The organism is Lawsonella clevelandensis (assembly GCF_001293125.1).
Lineage (GTDB): Bacteria > Actinomycetota > Actinomycetes > Mycobacteriales > Mycobacteriaceae > Lawsonella > Lawsonella clevelandensis.
The window spans coordinates 195,913-219,302 of record NZ_CP009312.1; the positions used below are offsets into that span (position 1 = coordinate 195,913).

General features: G+C 54.8%; 22 protein-coding genes. 5 read left to right on the plus strand and 17 right to left on the minus strand.

What is annotated here, in order from left to right:
• Positions 1-3 precede the first annotated feature (3 nt).
• Together recA and IY73_RS07970 are read right to left on the minus strand one after the other, a co-directional pair.
• Complete coding sequence (gene recA / locus IY73_RS00890; RefSeq protein ID WP_053978674.1) at positions 4-1,065, minus strand: recombinase RecA; 1,062 nt, start codon at positions 1,063-1,065, stop codon at positions 4-6.
• A 149-nt stretch (positions 1,066-1,214) separates the two neighbouring features.
• Positions 1,215-1,439 (minus strand): DUF3046 domain-containing protein, encoded by a 225-nt coding sequence (locus IY73_RS07970; RefSeq protein WP_315861664.1) that lies wholly within the window; start codon positions 1,437-1,439, stop codon positions 1,215-1,217.
• Positions 1,440-1,527: 88 nt separating this feature from the next.
• Here IY73_RS07970 and IY73_RS00895 point away from each other — a divergent pair, with 88 nt between their 5' ends.
• Genes IY73_RS00895 through IY73_RS00905 form a run of 3 tightly spaced genes read left to right on the plus strand, consistent with a single transcriptional unit; the run spans position 1,528 to position 3,527 of the window.
• Complete coding sequence (locus IY73_RS00895; RefSeq protein WP_082346506.1) at positions 1,528-2,217, plus strand: biotin transporter BioY; 690 nt, start codon at positions 1,528-1,530, stop codon at positions 2,215-2,217.
• Positions 2,214-2,891, plus strand: coding sequence for an energy-coupling factor ABC transporter ATP-binding protein (locus IY73_RS00900; protein WP_053978675.1), 678 nt, complete (start codon positions 2,214-2,216; stop codon positions 2,889-2,891). Before IY73_RS00895 ends, IY73_RS00900 begins: the two co-directional genes overlap by 4 nt.
• Positions 2,892-2,903: 12 nt before the next feature.
• Positions 2,904-3,527, plus strand: a complete 624-nt coding sequence (locus IY73_RS00905) for an energy-coupling factor transporter transmembrane component T family protein (protein WP_053961409.1) — start codon at positions 2,904-2,906, stop codon at positions 3,525-3,527.
• A gap of 59 nt (positions 3,528-3,586) precedes the next feature.
• Here the strand turns inward: IY73_RS00905 and IY73_RS00910 are convergent, their stop codons facing one another.
• From IY73_RS00910 to pgsA, 4 genes are all read right to left on the minus strand, one after another.
• On the minus strand, positions 3,587-4,435 hold the full coding sequence (locus IY73_RS00910; RefSeq protein WP_053978676.1) for a PspA/IM30 family protein: 849 nt from the start codon (positions 4,433-4,435) through the stop codon (positions 3,587-3,589).
• Positions 4,436-4,599: 164 nt separating this feature from the next.
• Positions 4,600-4,872 carry a helix-turn-helix domain-containing protein gene (locus IY73_RS00915; RefSeq protein ID WP_053962627.1) on the minus strand — a complete coding sequence of 91 codons (273 nt, stop codon included), beginning with the start codon at positions 4,870-4,872 and terminating at the stop codon, positions 4,600-4,602.
• 141 nt (positions 4,873-5,013) lie between these two features.
• Positions 5,014-5,508 (minus strand): CinA family protein, encoded by a 495-nt coding sequence (locus IY73_RS07975; RefSeq protein WP_082345268.1) that lies wholly within the window; start codon positions 5,506-5,508, stop codon positions 5,014-5,016.
• 3 nt (positions 5,509-5,511) lie between these two features.
• On the minus strand, positions 5,512-6,144 hold the full coding sequence (pgsA, locus tag IY73_RS00920) for a CDP-diacylglycerol--glycerol-3-phosphate 3-phosphatidyltransferase (protein WP_053978677.1): 633 nt from the start codon (positions 6,142-6,144) through the stop codon (positions 5,512-5,514).
• Between the two features lie 92 nt (positions 6,145-6,236).
• On the opposite strand from pgsA, the gene IY73_RS00925 reads away from it, so the two are divergent.
• Together IY73_RS00925 and IY73_RS00930 are read left to right on the plus strand one after the other, a co-directional pair.
• Positions 6,237-6,782, plus strand: a complete 546-nt coding sequence (locus IY73_RS00925; RefSeq protein ID WP_053961412.1) for an amino-acid N-acetyltransferase — start codon at positions 6,237-6,239, stop codon at positions 6,780-6,782.
• 48 nt (positions 6,783-6,830) lie between these two features.
• Positions 6,831-7,118, plus strand: a complete 288-nt coding sequence (locus tag IY73_RS00930; protein WP_053961413.1) for a YciI family protein — start codon at positions 6,831-6,833, stop codon at positions 7,116-7,118.
• A gap of 80 nt (positions 7,119-7,198) precedes the next feature.
• Here IY73_RS00930 and IY73_RS00935 read toward each other — a convergent pair whose 3' ends face one another.
• The 11 genes from IY73_RS00935 to IY73_RS00985 form a co-directional block, all read right to left on the minus strand.
• Positions 7,199-8,359, minus strand: a complete 1,161-nt coding sequence (locus IY73_RS00935) for a TerC family protein (RefSeq protein ID WP_082346507.1) — start codon at positions 8,357-8,359, stop codon at positions 7,199-7,201.
• A gap of 203 nt (positions 8,360-8,562) precedes the next feature.
• Positions 8,563-11,082 carry a DNA translocase FtsK gene (locus IY73_RS00940; RefSeq protein WP_082345269.1) on the minus strand — a complete coding sequence of 840 codons (2,520 nt, stop codon included), beginning with the start codon at positions 11,080-11,082 and terminating at the stop codon, positions 8,563-8,565.
• A gap of 131 nt (positions 11,083-11,213) precedes the next feature.
• The gene (locus IY73_RS00945) at positions 11,214-13,082 is read right to left on the minus strand and encodes a ribonuclease J (RefSeq protein WP_053978678.1); all 1,869 of its coding nucleotides are present in this window, start codon (positions 13,080-13,082) and stop codon (positions 11,214-11,216) included.
• A 191-nt stretch (positions 13,083-13,273) separates the two neighbouring features.
• The gene (gene dapA, locus IY73_RS00950; protein ID WP_053961416.1) at positions 13,274-14,179 is read right to left on the minus strand and encodes a 4-hydroxy-tetrahydrodipicolinate synthase; all 906 of its coding nucleotides are present in this window, start codon (positions 14,177-14,179) and stop codon (positions 13,274-13,276) included.
• Between the two features lie 106 nt (positions 14,180-14,285).
• Entirely contained in the window at positions 14,286-15,035 is a 750-nt protein-coding gene (gene thyX / locus IY73_RS00955; protein ID WP_053961417.1) for an FAD-dependent thymidylate synthase, read from the minus strand.
• Positions 15,032-15,787: a 4-hydroxy-tetrahydrodipicolinate reductase gene (gene dapB, locus IY73_RS00960; protein ID WP_053961418.1), complete on the minus strand. Its 756-nt coding sequence runs from the start codon at positions 15,785-15,787 to the stop codon at positions 15,032-15,034. Before dapB ends, thyX begins: the two co-directional genes overlap by 4 nt.
• Positions 15,788-15,925: 138 nt before the next feature.
• Positions 15,926-17,233: a galactokinase gene (gene galK / locus IY73_RS00965; protein ID WP_053978679.1), complete on the minus strand. Its 1,308-nt coding sequence runs from the start codon at positions 17,231-17,233 to the stop codon at positions 15,926-15,928.
• On the minus strand, positions 17,226-18,362 hold the full coding sequence (galT, locus tag IY73_RS00970; RefSeq protein WP_390175775.1) for a galactose-1-phosphate uridylyltransferase: 1,137 nt from the start codon (positions 18,360-18,362) through the stop codon (positions 17,226-17,228). Before galT ends, galK begins: the two co-directional genes overlap by 8 nt.
• A gap of 182 nt (positions 18,363-18,544) precedes the next feature.
• Entirely contained in the window at positions 18,545-18,871 is a 327-nt protein-coding gene (locus IY73_RS00975) for a hypothetical protein (protein ID WP_063665723.1), read from the minus strand.
• A gap of 12 nt (positions 18,872-18,883) precedes the next feature.
• Positions 18,884-20,602, minus strand: a complete 1,719-nt coding sequence (locus IY73_RS00980; RefSeq protein ID WP_053978680.1) for a sodium:solute symporter family protein — start codon at positions 20,600-20,602, stop codon at positions 18,884-18,886.
• Between the two features lie 465 nt (positions 20,603-21,067).
• Positions 21,068-23,311, minus strand: coding sequence for a polyribonucleotide nucleotidyltransferase (locus IY73_RS00985; protein WP_053961422.1), 2,244 nt, complete (start codon positions 23,309-23,311; stop codon positions 21,068-21,070).
• Positions 23,312-23,390 lie beyond the last annotated feature (79 nt).

Sequence of the window (23,390 nt, forward strand, 5' to 3'; positions counted from 1 at the left end):
GGTTTAGAAATCCACAGAACCATCATCGGTGGTAGCTGCGTCATCATCGGGTTCATTGGCGTAGGCACCGATCTTAAGTTTGCGAAGAATCTTTTCTTCGATCTCATCACAAAGGGCAGGATTCTCCCGCAGATTGGTGCGTACCTTTTCTTTTCCTTGTCCCAGTTGATCACCTTCGTAGGTGTACCAGGATCCGGATCTGCGGATAAACCCTTGTTCGACGCCCATATCGATAATGGATCCTTCGCGAGAAATACCTTGCCCATAAAGGAGGTCGAACTCTGCTTGTTTAAAGGGCGGGGCAACCTTGTTCTTCACCACTTTCACACGGGTACGGTTGCCGACAGGTTCAGTACCGTCTTTCAGGGTCTCAATACGACGCACGTCCAGGCGCACCGACGAGTAGAACTTGAGAGCTTTACCACCCGTGGTTGTTTCCGGGGACCCGAACATCACACCGATCTTCTCTCGAAGCTGGTTAATGAAGATAGCAGTGGTGCCAGAAGCAGAAAGCCCACCAGTCATCTTGCGGAGTGCTTGGCTCATCAATCGCGCCTGCAGACCAACGTGGCTATCGCCCATCTCGCCTTCAATTTCAGCACGCGGTACCAGCGCGGCAACAGAGTCAATCACGATGATGTCGATGGCTCCGGAGCGAACGAGCATATCAGCAATTTCGAGTGCTTGTTCGCCTGTATCCGGCTGCGAAACGAGCAACGCATCGGTATCCACACCAAGCGCACGCGCATACTCAGGGTCAAGAGCATGTTCAGCATCGATAAAGGCGGCAATACCGCCCGCCTTTTGTGCATTTGCCACTGCGTGAAGGGCAACTGTCGTCTTACCTGACGATTCTGGACCGTAGATTTCCACCACTCGGCCACGCGGCAAACCCCCAATACCAAGGGCAATATCCAGGGCGATTGAACCGGTAGGAATAGCCGCAACTGCCTGATGCTGCTCATCACCTAAGCGCATCACCGACCCTTTGCCGTACTGCTTATCGATCTGTGCCAGAGCATGCTCTAAGGCCTTAGAACGGTCGGGAATTTTTGCAGCGGCCATGAGTGGTTTCTCCTTTATGATGTCGTTCACTGTTGTTACTGCCCACTATAAAGAGACCTAGTAACAAAAGATCAGTTATCCACAGTCTAATAGAACACAGTTTCGAATTTCCACTTTAGCGATCGTGTCATGCAGGATTCTCAGCACTGTTAGTCCACCATGTCGCCTGCACCAATATCCGGCCCCCATCGCCTTTCCTCCGGAACTTGCTGATGTCGACAGAGTGCAAGCCATACTTCTCGAATGTCATAGCCGGCATCCAGTGCTTCTTGGGGAGTTTTCCCATCAAGGTCACTCAGTATCGTATCGCTTAGGAGGCTATCCCCCACCATCTCTCCAAATTCTCGGTGGAGTGCTACCTGAAATTCTGTCATACGCACACGCTAAGCCTAGCGAGGTTTACGCTATGTGGCATATGGTCTATTCATAAACCATTGAACACTGTCTACTGAATCTTGCCTCATGTCTATCACCCATTCTTCTTCACCAGCCAGAGACGTAGCGTACATTGCTGTTTTCGCTGCGGTGACAATTGTGCTGGGTTTCGTTCCTCCGCTACCTGCCGGTCCACTTGGTGTCCCCATCCTGGTTCAGAATCTCGGCATCATTCTTATGGGAATGGTCTTGGGACCACGGCGAGGCACCCTAGCCGCACTGCTCTTTATCGCACTAGCCTGCACCGGCCTCCCCATTCTGGCGGGAGGCCGCTCAGGTCTCGTCGCACTCGCCTCTCCCACAGCTGGGTTCTTCCTGGGATACCTTCCGGCTGCTGCAGTCATCGGACTCATCACACAGTGGCACACAGGAAGAAATATAGGCATCAACATTCTCGCTGGCATCCTCGGTGGCATTGTCGTCAACTATGCCTTCGGCATCGCTGGGATGATGGTTGTTGGCCATATCTCCTTCAACGCCGCTGCCGTCACCTTGCCAGCATATCTCCCGGGTGACCTCCTCAAGATCGTTGTAGCAGCGTCGGTCACTGCCGCACAGCTGAAAGCTCTCCCCAATATTCGGGCGCTGCCGGGTGGAGAGAGGCGGGCTCTAGACACACTCAATCAACTAGACACAGAAATGCCTGTTCAACCACCACGAGAGGGAGACATCACACTCACTTCGGATAACAATCCCGGAGACGAGCAACAATCATGATCGAACTACAGGATGTTTCCCACGCGTTCGAGGACACTGTCGTTCTTCGCCATATCTCTGCAGTTCTCACCGAACGACGCATCGGCATTACCGGCCCCAATGGATCAGGTAAATCAACGCTCATTCGAATGATGAACGGACTCATCATTCCCACCCGCGGTGAGGTGATTGTCAATAGTCTTAACACTCGGAACGCCCGTGCCAAGATACGCCAACATACTGGCTTTATCTTTTCCGATCCACGTACACAGATCCTCATGCCCACCCTCATCGAAGATGTGGAGTTTTCCCTGCGCACGCGCATCAAAGATAAAAAAACAAGGCGCCAGCAGGCGCTCCGTCACCTTACAGATTTTGGGTTAGCAGAACGGGCGGACTCCTCACCGCATCAACTATCCGGTGGACAGCAACAGCTCCTAGCCATAGCCTCCATCATGGCCATCGATCCTCAACTCGTGCTTGCCGATGAACCTACCGCAATGTTGGATAGGCGCAATACGCGCCGTCTTCTTACCGTGTTCCACCAAATGGATGCACAGATTGTCGTCGTATCCCACGATTTTTCTATTCTCGAACAGATGGATCGCGTGCTGGTACTGAACAACGGCAGCATTCTCGCAGACGATAGTCCCGCAAAAGCATTAGCGGCATATGACGCGTTCTTAGACAACTAGCAGGCTCTCACGATGACTATTCGAACACTTGGGGTGTACTACCCCGGAACATCGTTCCTCCACCGTTTACCTGCTGCCGCCAAACTGGTGGGATTAGTGCTCTGGGTGATTGCCGTAGCGGTAGGCTGCCGCCAGGTTTCTTGGGTAACCGTACCATTCATCCTAGTAGCCATACTTCTTGCCGTGGTGCATGCCCCAGTTCGCATCGTCTGGGCGCAGATATGGCCGACTCTCCCCCTTCTCGCTCTCATCGCTCTCTACCAGTGGTGGGCGGTTGGGTGGCAAGAGGCGCTTCGCATTACAGGCATCATCCTCTGTTGCGTTCTTGCGGCCATTAGCGTCACTCTCACCACGCGCGTGACTGACATGATAGACGGCTACGTTGTCCTTCTCCATCCGCTTCGTCGTTTAGGGATTCCTACTGACCGCATCGCTTTGACCTTCGCCCTCACTCTGCAGACTATTCCGGTCATCTCTGCGATGGTGAATGATGTCCGAGAGTCCCTGTGGTCCCGGAGTGCCACACGTTCCCTCCGCGCCCTCACCACTCCGCTACTCTCCCGGATTCTTCTCTATGCTGACGGAGTTGCAGATGCGTTAGTGGCCCGGGGAATCGATGATTCCCCGGGCCACTAACGGGACCTTATATGGCGTCAGACAACGAAAGTACGCAGTGTCGAGGGCTGCAATACAGGTTACTGAGCAGGCTGGTTATCAATCGGCTCTGCAGGAAGAGTTTCAGCTTCAACAGGGGCCGCAGTCTCTCCGGGAGCAGCAGTGAGTTGCTCAGGGGCGGGGGCGTCCCCACCCGGCAGTTCGCCGGCAGCCATCATTTGGACACGGATCTCTTCAAGACGGTTATTGGTGATCATTTCCGAAGAGTTGGCCTCAATTTCCATCAGCCGGTTAGCCATACCACCGTTCGCGAGTTCCGTCTGCCCCATAGCTTGAGCGTAGCGGCTTTCAATCTTCTCGCGCACCTGTTCAAGGTTGGGAACAACGTTGTCTGCTTCGAAGGCGTTCAACTGCTGCATCGTCTGAACAACCTTTTCCTGCATTTTGGCTTGATCCAGCTGGTTCAGAAGCTTGGTGCGTTCTGCCAGCTGCTGCTGCAGGACGCGCGCATTGCGTTCAACGGCCGCGCGGGCAGCATCGGATGCTCCGCTGGACTGGGAATAGAGAGATTTGAGGTCAGTGACAGCAGTCTCGGCGGTAACAAGCTGTGCAGAAAAAGCATTCGCAGCATTTTCGTATTCGGCAGCCTTATCGTTGTCACCCTTCTTACGGGCATCCTCGGCCATCAAGAGAGCCTGGCGAACGTTATTCTTGATCTTCTCTACGTCCGCAAGCTGACGGTTCATTTTCATCTCAAGCTGGCGCTGATTACCGACAACGGCAGCAGCTTGCTGGGACAATTCTTGGTGCTGACGCTTTGCCTCGGCAATCGCCTGTTCAATCTGCACCTTGGGATCTGCGTTTTCTTCGACCGTAAGATCGAGCTTTGCCATCAGGTACTTCCAGGCCTTAACAAAGGGATTAGCCATTCTTACTCCTCGACGTAGACAGATCAGCATGTCATGTGATGCCGCTGACCGGACATCCTCCCAATTTGGAGCTGTTACCACCGATAGTACAGAACCAGCGAACGTTGTAGGAGAGCTACTTTGGCGCGCTTTCCGTCTGAAAAGAAATATCTACTATGTTGAGGTTAAGCGGCTGCACGGAGACGGGAGTCTTGCTCGACTCCCATGAGAGAGGCTGCGCGCAGCAGTACCACCGCGAGATTGACACCAAGGGCGTCACAGATAGACCGGAGAACTTCCGATGAGACTTCTTTACGGCCGCGTTCGAGCTCAGAAAGGTAACCAGAACTGACGCGCGCTGTTTCTGCCACGTCTCGGAGAGTGCGATTAGCATCGAGACGGTAGGTTCGGAGAACTGCGCCCAGGGCTTCACGAAGAAGGGGGCGGGTACTGGTCATCACTGGGTCATTCACACTCAGCACAACAACGCTGTGAGCGAATTAATTCCCAGTATTTTCTCTGCAACATCGGAAAGGAAGAAATTTTGCTACAAATACCCAGGTCAAAGCCTTAAAATTATTTTATTTATAATAATTTTTTTAATACCCAAGTTGGTCGAGAAGATCACACACCATACCCAATGCGCTATCGACACTTTGCTGCCGGATGTCCTGCCTACTTCCTCGAAAATGGCACTCACGAACATTGACTGGCGCCTGTGGCAATGCCACACCAATAAAGACCGTTCCCACTGGATGTCCCCCCTGTGTGGCAGGTCCCGCCACTCCGGTGAGTCCAACCCCAATATCTGCTTGACACGTACGTCTTGCTCCCTCTGCTAGCTCAGCAGCAGTATCTTCCGCAACAGGGCCCATTTTCTGTAGCGTAGCGGCGGATACGCCTGCCAAACGGTGTTTGAGGTCAGTGGCATAGACAACAAGACCGCCGCGCAGTACCGCACTGGCACCTGGCACCGATGCAAGGCTCGCGCAAAACATTCCTGCTGTCAGCGACTCGGCCGCAGCAATGGTAAGACGACGCTTGCTCAGATCCGCGATTGTCGCTACAGCGAGAGGAGATAGCACCGTCTCCATGAGTTACCCGTGGACCTCAGAGCCAGCGCCAGGAGCCTCTCCAGCGGAGCTTGTCACCGATGCAGCGGTATCTCCCGGCTGAGGAGCACGATAGGCCTTCCAAATGTAGTCAACACCGGTGACGACAGTCAGGATAAGAGCCACGCCCATGACGATCCAACCGCACCAGGCAAGCCAACCATCGTAGGGAATGAGAAGGAGGAAGACGGCCAAGGTTTGTGTCATAGTCTTAGCCTTACCACCACGGCTAGCGGGGACAACTCGATCTTTGAGGACAGTAAGACGCCAAATGGTGATACCAATTTCTCGGATGAGAAGAATAGCCGTCACCCACCACCAGAGTTTCCCAACAATATTCAAGCTGATAAGTGCCGCCGCCATAATGGCCTTATCTGCAATAGGATCGGCAATCTTGCCAAAGTCAGTGACAAGCCCATAACGGCGCGCAATATGGCCGTCAGCGGTATCCGTCGCCATCGCAATACAGAAAATCACAACAGCCCAGATACGCGCAGTAGCTTCCGGGGTAACACAGAAAAAAACCGCCAGAAATGCTGGTACGAGGAGAATCCGAGTAGCCGTTAGAACGTTGGGGATATTCCATACTTTCGCACGGGTTTCTTCCATCATCGCCATGTGGCCCATCCTTCGTATAGCTAGTGCACAGCCACGTACCATTCTAGTCTGCCCGCTCCCCTAACTTCTGTCGAGGCGCTATTCTGGTTGCTATGACGAACACTCCCGCTGCCGGTTCCACCGCCGTCAGTGTACGAGCTGCCACCACCCATGATGTCCCTGGGATTAAAGCCCTAGTTGACATCTACGCTGGCAAGATTCTTCTTGCCAAGAACCTCATCGACATCTACGAGGCACTCCAGGAATACGTCGTGGTGGAAGTTGATGGCCAGATTGTGGGGTGCGGAGCACTACATGTACTGTGGTCGGACCTGGGAGAGCTGCGAACCGTTGCTGTCCACCCCGATAACCAGGGGCAACGCCTTGGCCATAAGATTGTCACAACGTTGCTAAGTAAAGCCTGTGCATTAGGGCTGAAACGGGTCTTTGTCCTCACCTTCGAAGTCGACTTTTTTGCTCGTTATGGGTTCGAAGAAATCGAAGGAACTCCAGTGAGCAGGCCAATTTATGACCAGATGCTGCGTTCCTACGATGCTGGCGTAGCGGAATTCCTCGACTTATCCTCCGTGAAGCCAAACACACTCGGCAATACGCGTATGCTGGCTCATGTGGGACCACACTGTGCCACACTACAATAGACCCCATACTGGTCACTATTTGTACTGAACCGTCACGAGGAGAAAACCATGTCTGTTTTCGCATTCCGCTATGTGTATGACGACGCTAATGCCGCCAAGATGGATGAGCTGCGCCCCTTGCACCGTGGGTACCTTGGCGAGGGAGCAAAACACGATATCGTTCTGGCCTCTGGACCATTCACCAGCGGTGAAGGTGCCCTGATCTTGGTGAAGGCAAAAGACGAAAAGGAAGCGACCGACTTTATGAACCAGGATCCGTTCTACAAGAACGGTATGGTCGTGGATCGGTCCTGCCGTGAGTGGAAGTCGGTGCTCGGCGCTTTCACTGACTGCTAACCGGCCTATAGACCTGAAAGGTCCTGACTCTCACTAGGGGGCCAGGACCTTTCCTTTATGTCGGTGGCAGCGACAAAAGCTTAGTCTGTTGCGGACTTCTTATTATGCCGACGGAGATGAGGGTGCGGGAGGAGAGGCTCGTCATCGTCATAGCCTACATCTGGCAGAGCATGCGCAGCTGCTTCAGCCTCCATGGCGGCAAGCTGCCCCTTTTCTTCCTCGATAAGCGTTTCTGGATCATGAGTTCCGCGTCGCTTATCTACTGCGTTTTTGATGACAGAAGCAACCACTGTCACGACAAGGACACCGAGAATAAAGAGCAGCGAGAAAGTAATGGATGGCTGCCAGACGTGCACAGGCTCACCATTATTAATGAAAGGCACCTTGTTTTCATGGAGGGCATGCAACACCAGCTTAATGCCGATGAAACCAAGAATAATAGACAAGCCGTAGCTGAGCAGCGACAACCTATCAAGCAAACCGTGTAGGAGGAAGTACAGCTGCCGCAGACCCAACAGTGCCAGGGCGTTCGTCATGAAGACGATATACGGCTCTTTGGTGAGGCCATAGATGGCAGGAATCGAGTCTAGGGCGAAGAGAACGTCAGTGAAACCAATCGCGACGAGCGCGATAAAAAGCGGAGTAAACACTACTTTGCCACCGCGGCGGAACATGATGCGATCTCCGTGAAGTTCATGGCTCACATGGAAAAACCGCGGGGCGAACTTCACTGACGCGTGTTCACTGACCTGTTTGGGTTCTTCGTCCTTAATCTCTTCCACCACCAGTTTGATGGCGGTGTAGAACAGGAAAAGACCAAAGAGGTAGAAGACCCATGCCCATGTGTTGATAGCTGCAGCACCCATGCCAATGAAGATAGCTCGCAGTGCAAGGGCAATAGCAATGCCGATAAGAAGAACCTTTTGCTGGTATTTTGCAGGGACGCGGAAGCTACCCAAGATGAGGGAAAAGACAAAGAGGTTATCTACCGAAAGAGACTTCTCGGTAACGTAGCCGGCGAAAAATTCCATACCGTGCTGATGAGGGTTGCCTGGCTCTCTCCAATACCACCAAAGAAAACCGCCGAAAATGCATGCGACAACAATGTAGAACAGAGACCACAGAGCAGCTTCTTTGAGAGAAGGAACATGCGGAGTTTTGACGTGAGAATAGAAATCAAAAATGAAGAGGCCAATGATCACCACGACACTGATGATCCACATTAGGGCATTAACGTCCATAGAACTCCCTCCGGGGATGTGCAAGTACACGTATCTCCGGAGGTCTCTCCCGCTACAGCCCGCATACCGTAAAGAATGCGTACTGAGCCCGTTCGCCGGTTAAGTACGGACATAACGTGTTGACGACGAGTACGGATGTGGGATACTCCCCTCCTACGCAGTCCAGTGTACAGAAGAGTAGGACATGCGCTCTACTGACACCGTCAGCCTTCGCTCATAGCGTGTGGGTCGCCGCCCTTCAACGACCACATCACGGCATCAAGCTCTTCCGGTTTCACCAGAACTTCGCGGGCTTTCGAGCCTTCGGAAGGACCCACAATGCCACGGGATTCCATGAGGTCCATGAGGCGGCCTGCCTTCGCAAAACCCACACGAAGTTTTCGCTGCAGCATCGAAGTCGACCCGAACTGCGACGTGATGACGAGTTCTGCGGCAGCAAGAAGATCATCTAGGTCCTTACCGATTTCCTCATCGATCTCCCGACCTTGCGTCTTTTGTTCCGTTACGCCCTCTTCATATTCTGGCTCTGCTTGTTCCTTAATGAACGTGACGATGCGGTAGATCTCTTCATCGGAAACAAATGCACCCTGCATACGCACAGGACGGCCACCTTGGGCGATAAAGAGTGCATCACCCATACCGATGAGGTTCTCCGCACCACCTTGATCTAAGATGACACGCGAGTCTGTCAGAGATGAGGTAGCGAAGGCCAGACGCGAGGGAACATTGGACTTAATGAGACCGGTGACGACGTCTACTGAGGGGCGCTGGGTGGCCAAAATAAGGTGAATACCCGCTGCACGAGCTTTCTGGGTCAACCGTACGATGGAGTCTTCCACCTCTTTTCCTGAGGTCATCATAAGGTCAGCGAGCTCATCAACAATGCAGACGACGCGCGGATACGGTTTGTAGACTCGCTCGGAGCCCAGCGGAGCGGTTATTTCTCCGGATACAACCTTCGCATTAAAGTCGCTAATTTTTCGTGTGCCGGTGGCCTGCATATCCTTGTAGCGCTGTTCCATCTCTTCGACCAACCATTCCAACGCCGCCGCAGCCTTCTTTGGCTGCGTGACGATGGGGGTGATGAGATGGGGAATACCCTCGTAGGGAGTGAGCTCAACCATCTTTGGATCGATGAGAATGAGCCGTAGTTGTTCTGGGGTGGACCGAACCAACATAGAAATGAGCGTGGAGTTCACAAAGGCAGACTTACCCGATCCGGTAGCACCAGCGACCAGCAGATGCGGCATCTTCTCGATGGACGAGTGGACGAAGCCGCCTTCGATATCTTTGCCCATGCCGATCATCATCGGGTCACTATTGCGCTGCATGTAGTCGCATGTCAGCACATCGTGAAGACGCACCATTTCGCGGTCGGTGTTGGGAACCTCGATACCAACTGCGGATTTACCTGGGATGGGGGCGAGGAGGCGAATATTGTCGTTGGCGACAGCGTAGGCAATATTGCGCTGTACCCCGGTGATCTTTTCGACTTTCACACCAGAGCCAAGTGACACCTCGTAACGAGTCACTGTCGGCCCACGGCTCATTCCGGTGACTGCAGCATCAATGGCAAATTGCTCGAAGACTCCATTAATAGCGTCAATGATGAGGTCATTAGCACGGGAATGCCCCCGTGCCGGTTCACCTGCGATGAGAAGTTCCGCATCGGGAAGTTCGTAATCCGTGTCGGAGAACTCTGTACTCATGACGAGTTCGTCATCGTCATCATCGACGTCCGCGACCGTTGTATCGTCCTCGACAGCGGCGGTAGTAGCAGCAGAGTCGTCGTCCTCATAGTTTGCGATCCGTTCGCGCCACTGCTGCCGCATGAGGGCAAGTTCGGAGGTATCCGGCTCTGTCGGATAGTTTTCTTCGGGGCTACGGGAGAGGTAGGCCGGTTGAAGTTCAGCACTCTCTGCATCATCGTCGTCATCTGAGACCACAACGCTGGTTTCCGCACGCCGTGCCGCAATCCCATCACGGATAGTGATCACTGCAATCCGTAGGTAGGCTCCCACATCGTGGATGCGGCGATTGGTAAGGAGCAGAATACTAAAGAATGCGACGAGAAGGAAGATGATGACGGCGAGTGGGGAGGTGAGCCCCTGCGCGAGTGGCTCGCCTGTGATGAAGCCCAGCACGCCAGCACCGTCTTGGACCTCATGGATGTTGTGGGGTCGGCCACTGGCAATGTGCCAGATGCCCAGCACAGACCAGTTCAGCAAGGTTCCACCGAGTGCGATAGGAACGCGCCGCTCGTCCAGAATTGGTGGGGTCAGCATTAGCAGGAAGGTGGCTGCAAAAAGGAGGATCGGGAGCAGGTGTACTGCTGTGCCCACAACATAGCTCAATCCTCCAAGGACATATCCTCCGATGGGGACGGACATAGGTGCCCATAGCATGACACTGAGGACAATACCCAGGGCACAACAGAATAACGCCCAACCGTCTCGCGCATGACCTGCGTCAATCTCACCAGCCCGACTAATCGTCCGTACGCCCTTACCGACACCGGTTGCTAGTGCTGTCCAGCCTTTTTTCAACCCCTGCCCCACAGCATTGAATGCACCGGCGGTACGCTGCGCCGCTGGTGGATGCGGACGGCGGGTCTGTGGACGGCGATTCGATTGCCGTGTTCCAGAGGTTCGACGTGCAGCAGGACGACGGGCAGCAGTGCTGCTGCCACGCCGTGCTTGTCGAGGGGCCCGAGAAGCGCTCACTGTAAAAGCGGGGTCCTTTCCTGCGGTAGTAAAGAAGGCATACTGATGGTATTAGTGTAACCCCTTTAGTCACACTAATAACACTGGTAACACACTGTGGTGGACAAAACCTCCGGAAAGCACCAGGCGTTCTACTCCTGCGGCGGCTCCGCCATGATGACGGTAGGCACAATCATCGGGCGACGACGCCACTTCTTAGCCACCCACTTCCCTACTGTACGGCGCACTGTTTGCGCCATACGATACGGGTCATTCTCTGCCTCTTTAGCCAGCTTGCGTAGTGCTTTCTCCACCAACTCTGGAACATCATCCAGAGCGTCTGGTTCATCAGTGAACCCTTTACCTATCACCTGTGGAGTAGCGAGAGGCTGCCCAGAGCGGCGGTCAACCACTACCGTAGCCGCAATGAAGCCACCTTCACCCAAGATCGCACGATCAGCCAACACATCGCCGCTAATGTCGCCGGTAGACAAACCATCAACATAAAGATGTCCTACCGGCACCTGTCCTGCAATCGATAGACGGCCCTCAAAAAGATCAACACACACACCATTAGCAGCGAAAACGACACGATCCGGAGCAACTCCCGTCGAGACAGCCAAGTCACGGTTGTACCGCAGATGACGCCATTCCCCATGAACCGGCATCACATTGGATGGACGGGCAGCGTTATAGAGGAATAGGAGATCAGTAGCGTATCCGTGTCCCGACACATGGATATTGGCATCATGGTTGGTAATGACCTTGATACCGCGTTGTGCAAGCGTATTCAGCATGCCAAACACCGCCTCTTCATTACCCGGAACGACGGATGAGGACATGATGACAGTATCGCCATCATGCAGACTCACCTGACGGTGTTCACTGCGCGCCATACGCGCCAGCCCCGCCATCGCCTCTCCCTGAGTACCCGTCGTCATGACAACAACTTCATCGCGCCGGTATTGGTTGATGTCTTGCGCATCAATGAGGTCATCATCGGAGATAGTGAAGAGACCCATATCGCGGGCAATAGCCATATTGCGAATCATTGAGCGCCCACTCAACGCCAACTTACGATGTGCCGAAACGGCAGCATCAGCGACCATCTGTACGCGAGTGACGTTAGAAGCGAAACAGGCCACAACGACAAGTTCCTCCGCATCCCGGATGAGACGACGTAAGGCTGGCTCAATTTCTGCTTCGCTCGGTGCCAAACCTTTGTGAGTGGCATTCGTGGAATCGACAAGCATGAGATCGATACCGTCATCACCAAAACGAGACAGCGCAGGCAGATCGGTGGGGAGATTATCTTTAGGAGTTTGGTCGACTTTGATATCACCAGTTTGCACAACTACCCCGGCTGGAGACTTCACTACCACACCTAGTGCCCCCGGAATCGAGTGATTCACGTGGAAAAACTCCACAGTGAAGGGGCCTGCATTATGGCTCGATTCCCCCGTCACATTAGTGCAGTGTGGATGCAGCCGGTGCTCTTCACACTTCGCTTTAACCAGTGCATTTGTAAACTCGCTGCCCACGATGGGAATATCTGGCCGCAGCTTAAGGAGGAAGGGAATAGCCCCGATATGGTCTTCGTGGCCATGGGTGAGGACAAGTGCCTCAATATCATCGAGCCGATCTTCCAGATAACCGAAGTCTGGCAAGATCAGATCAATTCCCGGCTCCGACGAGCTGGGGAACAGTACACCGCAGTCGCAGAGAAGAATACGCCCATCGTACTCGTAGGTCATCATATTGCGACCGATTTCGGACACACCGCCCAGCGCTACTAGTCGCATAGCTCCTGGGGCCAGCGGAGTAGGAGCAGAGAGTGGTTCGGAAAGGTCCATTCCCTGCATCATATGCACGCCACCATAACTCGACTCGGTGTACGTCTCGGCAGAAGAGTTGGTAGAACCGGCATCGTCGTTATCGAATACCAAGGTTTCGGGGTCAGCCTCAGGCGGCCCCATGCGGCGAGTAACGCGCTTGCGGCCGGTACGTTTCGTATCAGACATACTTATCCTTCAATTGTGTATCCCCGTCGTGGGGATAAGGCGACGGTCATCGTCGCGAGCGGTCTAAAAATATGCGACAGCGCATAATGGCACCCCGGGGGTGAATGTATCCCCATTCACCATAACCATCTCATCCCTCTAGATAGTCCCGGTGACGTAATGTTCATAACAGATTAGCCGAAGCGGTCTGTTTACAGCACACCTGCCTGGCGCAGATCCTCTGCCAAAACATCCATAGTGGCAGCATCAAGTGGCACCTGCGGCAGTCGCGGAATACCGACAGGCATACCAATGAGCTGTAGGGCAGCCTTGGCAAAACTCACTCCACCAGAACGAGCCATGGCACGATTGAGCGGGAACATGGTGGCATTCAACCGCAAAGCCTCAGCGAGATCGCCACGGTCAAAAGCATCCCTCATCCCCCGCAGAGTGCGCGCGGCCAGGTGCCCCACCACCGACACGAATCCTGTGGCTCCAACAGAAAGCCACGGAATATTAATTGGGTCATCACCAGAATAGAGCGCTAGTTCAGTGTTCTGGTAGAGACGACCACCGGAAGCCAGGTCTCCCTTAGCCTCTTTGATAGCCACAATATTGGGGACTTCCGCCAACCGCATGGCCGTTTCCTCCGCAATGGGAGTAGCAGTACGCCCGGGGATATCGTAGAGCATCACTGGGCAATCGACGGCCTCAGCAACTCCTTTGAAGTGCTGGTACAGCCCCTCTTGCGGTGGCTTTGAGTAGTAGGGCGTGACGACCAACAGCCCGTCTGCACCTGCTGCTTCCGACTTCCGTGCTAACTCAATGGAGGACGCTGTGCTGTAGTTCCCAGCTCCCGCCACAATCTTGGCGCGATCCCCCACCGCAGCCTTCACCTCACGCATCAGCGTCAGTTTTTCCTCAGTGGACGTCGTGGGAGATTCACCGGTCGTACCAGCCAGTACAAGGCCATCACAACCATCATCGACAAGCTTCTTGGCGAGCTTTACACCTGCATCAATGTCGAGCTCCATATCCTTGTCGAAGGGGGTCACCATTGCGACAAGGACGGTTCCAAAGTGCTCTGCAGCGCGAGTGCTGGCCATTCCGTTCGTCATAGCTTTAGACTACCCGTTTCTCTTGATGATTGAGGAACTGCAGACTATGTTGAAGCACGATCCTCAGTACTCTTTCACTATAGTGCCCACGGTCTGCCAGAGTGATTCAGTCCATGGCGTATGGGCTGGTGGCGATTTCCGAACCATCGGATAGCACGGAGATCTCAAAGTCTCCGAACACAGTAGGGGCAATGTTCTGTAGCTGCCGCAAACACGAAATAGCCAGCTGCCGAATTTCCACATCCGCATACTCGGTTGCCCGCATGCCGATGAAGTGACGCCATGACCGCAGATTTCCCGTCACCACAATGCGCGTTTCCGTAGCATTAGGGAGAACTGCACGGGCTGCTTGACGTGCCTGTTTACGACGTAACAGAGCATTCGGTTCATCTGCGAACTTCTCTTCTAAAGCAGTAAGCAGGGTTCGGTAGGCTTCTCGACTCTGTTCAGCGGCAGCAGTGAAAACCGCCACCATTTCCGGATCATCTTCGAGAGCGGGAGGTGGAACAACAAGTGCATCCTCCTCTGGCACAAATCGCTGGGAAAGCTGCGAATAGGAAAAGTGCCGGTGACGAATGAGCTCATGCGTGCAAGAGCGCGAAATACCCGTGATATAGAACGTTACATTGGCGTGCTCAAGTAGCGAAACATGCCCCACTTCCAGCACATGCCGTATGTACCCAGCATTTGTCGCAGTATGGGGGTTCGGCTTGTCCCACGTTTCGTAGCAGGCCCGGCCTGCAAACTCGGTCAGCGCTTCCGCACCCTCCGCGTCTGTTTCCCAGGAGAGATCTGCGGGCGGTTCAAAGTGTGTATATGCGACGAGCTGAACGCGCATCGTGACCAGGTTGGTCATGCTAGGCCCAGTACCGCATCAAGACCGAATGTGAGGCCAGGGCGCTCTGCCACTTCTCGGACACCCAGCAGAACACCGGGGACGAAACTGGTTCGATCCGTGGAGTCCTGTCGAATCGTGAGAGTTTCTCCCGGACCACCGAGGAGAACTTCCTGATGGGCGATGAGACCACGCAGACGAACGGCATGGACGTGCACTCCATCCACTGTCGCACCACGTGCTCCCTCAAGGCTCTGGGTTGTGGCATCTGGGCTATCAGCAACGTTAGCGGCATGGCGGGCTGCCGCAACACGCTGCGCGGTGGTCGTGGCGGTACCGGACGGTGCATCCGCCTTATCTGGATGATGGAGTTCGATAACTTCCACAGATTCAAAGAACTTCGCAGCTTGCTCAGCGAAACTCATGCACAGCACAGCACTAATGGCAAAGTTGGGAGCGATGATAACCCCCACACCGGGATTTTCTTCGCACCACCTGCGCACCTGTGCTAGGCGTTCTTCGGTGAAGCCAGTGGTTCCCACCACGCAATGAATACCGTGCTTAATGAGCCACTCCAGATTGTCCATAACCACGTCGGGGTGGGTGAAGTCAATAATGACCTCAACACCGTTATCGACAAGAGTCTGCAGATCGTCGTCACGATCGACAGCGGCGGCCAGCTCCAGATCTGAAGCAGCATTGACTGCCTCACACATTGTCTTGCCGACTCGACCGAGGGCACCTACTACACCGACTTTCAACAGTTCAGCCATCTTCCGTTCTTTTCTCCCTCGGGCTCAAAGGGTTATCCGTGAGCACCAGCTCTTCATATCGTGCTCTAGTCTACTCTGCGACACGAGTGTGGAGCCCAGTCACACGACTGGGCTCCACACTCTTCCGAACTTTAGAGACTACTTGTCGCGGCCCGCGCCTTCGCTTGGAACAGCGACTAGGAAGCTGGGAGTAGCCAAACCAAGTTGTGCAGCGCTGGCTAACACTGCCTTTCCCACCTTGTCAACGTCTTCTGCATTGATGAGAGCAATAGCAGAACCGCCAAAACCGCCACCGGTCATCCGTGCGCCCCAGGCACCACACTCGAGAGCCGCATCAACTGCACTATCGAGTTCAGGGCAACTGACTTCATAGTCATCACGGAGTGACTCGTGGGACGCCGTCATCAGACCACCAACTTGTTCGAGGCCTCGTACCGCATCGGCATCCTTGGGGTCACCAAGTGCTCCCTTCCGCAGCGCCTGGACAAGGGACTCAGTGCGACGAGACTCGGTGACAATGTGACGCATTCGTCGTGCGACGAGATCCAACCAAGCTTGCTTGCCCTTCTTCTTTTCTGCCTCAGTCTGGGTCGCAGCCCATTCCACGGCACGATCGACAAGCTTGTGTTCCCGATGCGGAGCCGTAACATTAAGTCCCTCCATCACACGGTCAACCACTGCGCGACGCGAGGCGTACTGTCCGTCGCTGAGGCTATGCGGAGCATTGGTATTCATGACGAGAATAGCGAGACCATTGCTATCGAGGTCAAAGGGAACCTCTGCGACAGCATTCTCACCCATATCGAGTTCAAGCACTTCACCTACGCGTCCACGGAAGGATACGGACTGGTCTAGACCACCTGTCGAAGCACCCACAACATCGTTCTCAGCACGAATACACGCTGCAATAAGGTGATTGGAGGGTTCGTCGAGACGTCCCTCATCCAGACTCTCCAAGCCCGGTCCGGTGAGATCGAAGACCGCACAGGCGGCGGCAAGTTCAATAGCAGCAGAACTGGAGAGCCCCGCGGCCAACGGAACGTCAGAGACAAACACCATGTCAAAGCCGGAGTTTTCCGTCAGGTTGACACCGATAGCGTCAGCATCCTGCCACATACTCCAGATCACGCCTGCTGGATATCCCGGCCAACTACTAGGATTACCAGGTCCTATCTCAGCGAGTTTTCCTTCCCACCGTGACGCCTTACGGGAATACGGAAGGCGGGAGGCGAGACGGATCACACCATCCTCGCGGAGTGCGGCAGCACAATAGGTGCGGCGATTAATCGCAAAAGGTAGGCAAATACCGCCGGCATAATCAACGTGTTCGCCAATAACGTTGACGCGTCCGGGGGCAGACCACACACCGGTGGGTTCATAACCGTAAGTGTCAGCAAAGAGCTGTGCAGCAGCGTCAGCACTGACCATGGCAAATGTGTCACTCATGTTCAGCGACCTCTCGGAGTCGTTCGGCGATACGTTCGGGGGTAGTGTCGTTAATCCACACCGCCATCGCAGACTCAGAACCGGCGAGGAACTTCATCTTGTCGGGGGAACGACGCAGGCTGAAGAGCTGCAAATGGAGACGGCCGAACTCACGTCCCTCATTCACAGGTGCTTGGTTCCAGCCTGCGATGTAGGCAGTCTTCTCAATTCCGGGGAAGAATCGATCAACTTGGCGCAACAACTGCGGGTACACAACCGCCAATTCCCCACGCTCTTCTACAGAGAGCGCGGGGAAATCTGAGACATCTCGTTTGGGTACCAGCATGACTTCCAACGGCCACTTTGCGGCGGCAGGCACGTAGGCGAACCAATACTCGCTCTCAAAGACCACACGGGTACGAGCGTCAAGCTCGGCCATCACAACATCGTGTTGAAGCTGCCGTCCAGTTTTCTCGAAGTAGGCGCGGGACTGCCGGAGGATAGCTTCTGTGCGAGGGGGAAGGAAGGGGTAACCGTAGATCTGACCATGCGGATGCTGTAGTGTGACCCCAATTTCTTCACCCCGGTTCTCGAAACAGAACACCTGCTCAATACCATCAAGGGCAGAAAGCGCCGCGGTCCGATCAGCCCACGCTTCAATGATGGTGCGGACACGTCGCTCGGACAGCTCGCAGAAGCTTCCTGCGGAGTTGGGGCTGAAGCAGACAACTTCACAACGGCCGCGTCCGGGCGCTTGGGGAACAAGGTCCATCCCATCTACCGTGCTAGGCAGTTCCTCATCGAGGTAAGCAGTACGGGCAAAAGACGGGAATCGATTTTCGAAAACGACAACATCGTAGTTGTCTGCGGGAATCTCAGTTGGCAGCTGTCCGGGTCTCGTGGGACCCAGCGGGTTCTCGTTAGCCGGGGGCATGAATGTCCGGTTCATCCGGTGTGCTGCTAGTGCGGTCCAGTCACCTGTCAACGGGTCACGACGCATAGAGCTGAGTGGTGTGGATGTGGGAAGGCCTCTCCCATCGTGAAGTTCGCGGGTGGCTTCCCCTGATAGATAGGGCTCGGAATCGTCAAAATAGATCAGCTCTCGTCCATCAGACAGTGTTGTCACTGTTTTCCGGACGATCGGAGTCACCTCCCCCGCTGGCTTGGTAGCGGGTCGTTTTTCCGTGTGAGACACAGTACTCCTCATAAGTAAGTTGTTTAGTGTTGTGCGGGACTGCTCTTGTTCTTATTATGGCGAAACAAACCCCACTCGCGTGCCAATCGATGGCGAGCGGGGTTTGTCTCTATGCATGCTACGAAAGCGAGCAGCAGCTATTCTTTGTCCTCATCGAGAGAGACAAACGCATCGCCAGTGGCAATTGCTTTATCTTCGATGGCGGCAGCTTCCTCTGCGAGGCTCTCCGGATCCGCGTGAACAACCTGCGGGCGAACTTTTGCCCACACAAGGAAGAACACACCCACCACCAGAAGGACAATTCCGACGATGAGGTTAGCGTTGATGTCACCGGTCTTTGCGGCATCGGCAGCGTCGTAGGAAACGGCACCGAGGATCGTTAGGATGACACCGTAGATGGTCAGTAGCAAACCGATAATGTTGCGGACGTCGAAGGCGCCAGCGGTCGTAGTCTTCTTAGCCATGGGTATTCACTCCTAAGCGAAGATGATGTTGAGGGCGATGACCAGCACCAGTGAGATGATGGCCAACGGGACCGGACGGCGGTACCATGCACGACCAACATCACGCGGATCGTGGAAGTGCTCCTTCGGGGTCTCAGAGTAGACGAAGCCCACCAGCTCGCTTGCCGGCTTGGGCTTGGTGAAGATAGAGACCACCACAGCCAGCAGCACGTCCACTACGAAAGCGGTGATGGCGCACATGAAGGCGAGGCCCTGACCCGGAAGGTGAATGACTCCCACCTGGCCGAGAACAAAGACCACCACAGCGGACAGAGTGCCGCCCAGTAGCGAGACCCAACCTGCAGTCGGAGTCATGCGCTTCCAGAACATACCCACGATGAACGTTGCGAACAGCGGTGCGTTGAAGAAGCCAAACAGGGTCTGCAGGTAATCCATCAGGTTGGAGAAGGAAGCAGCCAGCAGAGAGGTACCAATAGCAATGACGGTGGCGACTACAGTGACGATACGTCCTGCATTCAGGTAGTACTTGTCGTCCTTGTCCTTCTTGATGTAACGCTGCCAGATGTCGTAGGTGAAGACGGCGTTGAAGGAGGAGATGTTGGCAGCCATACCAGTGGTGAAGGATGCCAAAAGACCGGCCAGCACGACACCGAGGAGGCCGTTAGGAAGCACGTCACGCATCAACAGCAGGATAGCGTCATTGTACTTGAGACCATCAAACGCTGCGGTGGCGGCAGAAGCGCCGTCAGCATAAGCCATTCCCTTGTAGGCCATCATTTCGTTGACGAGAACTGCGGCGATCATACCGGGCAGAACGACAATGAAGGGGATGAACATCTTGGGGAAGGAACCAATAATCGGGGTGCAGCGAGCGGAATCCATGGTGTTAGAAGCCATAGCGCGTTGAACCTCGACGAAGTTGGTGGTCCAGTAACCGAAGGACAGCACGAAGCCGAGGCCAAAGACGATGCCGATCACTGAAAGGACGGGACTGTTGAAACCGGAGAGGGCTTCGCCCGGCCAGGTGTGCAGCTGCTGATCGCCTAGTAGACCATCGTTGATGACCTTTTCTTTGAGTCCGTTCCACCCACCCACACGGTGCAGACCGATAAGGGTGAGGGGAAGCAGGCCGGCCACCACGACGAAGAACTGCATAACTTCGTTGTAGATAGCGGCGGAGAGACCACCGAGGGTGATGTAAGCCAGCACGATGACGCCGCCAATGATGAGGGACACCCAGGTGGGCAAGCCGAAGAGGCGGTTCACCACAAGCTGCAGCAGGTAGAGGTTAGTACCAGCGATGAAGAGCTGCGACAGTGCGAACGAGAGGGAGTTCACGAGGTGTGCACCCACACCGAAACGCTCGTGCATGAACTCCGGCACCGAACGCACCTTAGAGCCGTAGTAGAACGGCATCATGACCACGCCGAGGAACAGCATGGCAGGGATGGTGCCTACCCAGTAGTAGTGGAAGGTCGGGAAGCCGTACTGGGCACCAGTAGCGGACATACCCATAAGTTCAGTGGCACCGAGGTTGGCAGAGATGAATGCCAGACCGGTAACCCATGCGGGCAAGTTACGCCCAGAAAGGAAAAAGTCGATACTGCTCGAAACCTTGCGTCGGGCCAGCATGCCGATGCTCAGAATGAAGCAGAAATATACTGCGATGATCAGGTAGTCCACCCATATGGCGTCTAGCCTGAAGTCTACCGCGCCTTCAGCGAGGATCATTGGTCTCCTTCAAGTCGCCCATTGTCGCTCTCGATGTGACAGTGCGCTGTCCAGCGGTTAATTCACACCTAAAGCGAGACTATGACCCGACGTTTTTGTCATTCATTGGTGGCCGTGGAGGCACGCCTTAGGTACCGAACGTTTTGCTCAGTCGGGATTACACTAACAGTCCAGGCTTTCCTGAGAATGAAAATTGGCAACCGTTAAAGCGCTTCTGAATCGTTTTCTCTTGCAGTATTTACCCATGATTAACGGGCAGGATGGGGCTTAGCTGGGATTTCTACACAGCCCTAGAGTGGCTATCTTCATGCAACAGGAGAACCCGATTCAGTGAAACAATTTGCCACCGCTGCTGTACGCTGAAGCCCCGATCCTCAGGAAAAGGATCGGGGCTTCAGAACACCGTATAGTACGCGCCTGCTACGACGGTGTCACTAGCAGCAACGCAGGATGGGTACCAACGTCTTACTCGTTATCGTCACTATCATCCACAGGCACCAGGGAGATCTTGCCTCGCTTATCAATATCAGCAATCTCCACCTGCAGTTTATCGCCAACATTGACAACGTCTTCAACCTTGGCAATGCGCTTACCCTTGCCCAGTTTCGAAATGTGTACCAGGCCGTCACGTCCCGGCAGCAACGACACGAACGCACCAAAGGCGGTGGTCTTCACCACAGTACCGAGGAACCGTTCACCGACCTTCGGGAGCTGCGGGTTAGCAATCGCATTAATGAGGTCGATGGCAGCTTGTGCGGCATCCCCATTGGTGGCAGAGACATAGACCGTACCGTCATCCTCGATAGAGATATTGGCGCCAGTCTCCTCGGTAATGGCGTTGATCTGCTTACCCTTAGGGCCGATGACCTCGCCAATCTTGTCGACGGGGATCTGAATGCTAGTGATCCGCGGAGCGTAGGGGCTCAGCTCATCGGGGGCGTCAATAGCTTCATTCATCACATCAAGGATAGTGAGGCGTGCATCACGAGCCTGTGTGAGAGCAGCTGCCAGTACGTGGGAGGGGATGCCGTCGAGTTTAGTGTCAAGCTGCAGGGCGGTAATGAAGTCCTTGGTACCAGCCACCTTGAAGTCCATATCGCCAAAGGCATCTTCGGCGCCAAGGATGTCAGTAAGGGCCTGGTACTGCATTTCGCCATCGACCTCATCGGAAACCAGACCCATTGCGATACCGGCAACCGGAGCCTTCAGCGGCACACCTGCATTGAGGAGCGACATAGTGGAGGCGCAGACCGAACCCATCGAGGTGGATCCATTAGAACCGAGAGCCTCGGAAACCTGGCGGATGGCGTAGGGGAAATCCTCACGAGACGGGATCATCGGCAGCAGGGCACGCTCAGCCAGAGCACCGTGGCCAATTTCACGGCGCTTCGGGGAGCCGACACGGCCGGTGTCGCCGGTGGAATAAGGGGGGAAGTTGTAATGGTGGATGTAGCGCTTGCTCTCCTCGGGGCCGAGGGAGTCGATCTGCTGCTCCATCTTCAGCATGTCAAGGGTGGTCACACCCATAATCTGGGTTTCCCCGCGCTCAAAGAGAGAGGAACCGTGGGCGCGCGGAATCACCTCAACTTCTGCGGAAAGGGCACGGATGTCGGTGACGTCACGGCCGTCAATACGGAAATGATCTTTGAGGATACGCTGTCGAATGATCTTCTTGGTGATGGCCTTGTAAGCACCGCCAATTTCACTCTCGCGTCCTTCGAACTGCTCAGCAAGCTCCTCAAACACCTTCTCTTTGAGCTCAGTGTCGGCAGCTTCGCGTTCTTGCTTGTCTGCGATGGTGTAGATCTTCTCCAGTTCCGCCGTGGCAGCCTTCTCCACTGCCTCGAAGGAATCGTCTTGATATGCCGGGTAGAGAGGGAATTCTGCAGTTTCCTTGGCGGCTACGCCCGCAAGCTGCTGCTGAGCCTGGCAAAGCTGTGCGATGAAGGGCTTGGCAGCTTCCAGACCACCTGCAACGACCTCTTCAGTGGGAGCTTGTGCGCCACCGCCGACGAGCTCCACTACCTCTTCGGTTGCGCCAGCTTCCACCATCATGATGGCGATCTCCGGACTGCCGGTGCCGTCATCTTCGGAAACAATACGACCGGCCACCGCCATGTTGAATACAGCCATCTTGAGCTGTTCGACAGTCGGGAAGCACACCCACTGCCCCTCCGGGTTGGATTCGGTGGGGATAAGGGCGATGCGGACACCACCAACCGGCCCAGAGAACGGCAGGCCAGCCAGCTGGGTGGAGCAGGACGCAGCGTTAATGGCGACACAGTCGTAGATGTCGCCGGGTCGCAGGCTCAGCATGGTAACAACCACCTGCACCTCGTTACGCAGACCAGACACGAAGCTGGGGCGGAGCGGACGGTCGATAAGCCGGCAGGTAAGAATAGCGTCAGTGGTCGGGCGACCTTCGCGGCGGAAAAAGTTGCCGGGGATCCGTCCCGCAGCATACATGCGTTCTTCCACGTCAACCGTCAGAGGGAAGAAGTCAAAACCTTCCCGGGGTTGCTTAGAAGCGGTGGTGCACGACAGCATCATTGTTTCGTCATCGAGGTACACAACTGCGGAACCCGCAGCTTGCTTTGCCAGACGGCCAGTCTCGAAACGGACATTACGCGTGCCAAAAGCACCGTTATCGATGGTGGTTTCGGTTTCGAAAACGCCCTCTTCCACCTCGAACTCACGGAGTTCAGTCATAGGGTTATGCATCTTTCGTCTGGGAGCTGCCCAGTCGAAAACATGGTCATCGATCGAAGCTGCCGGAATACTGCCCCTT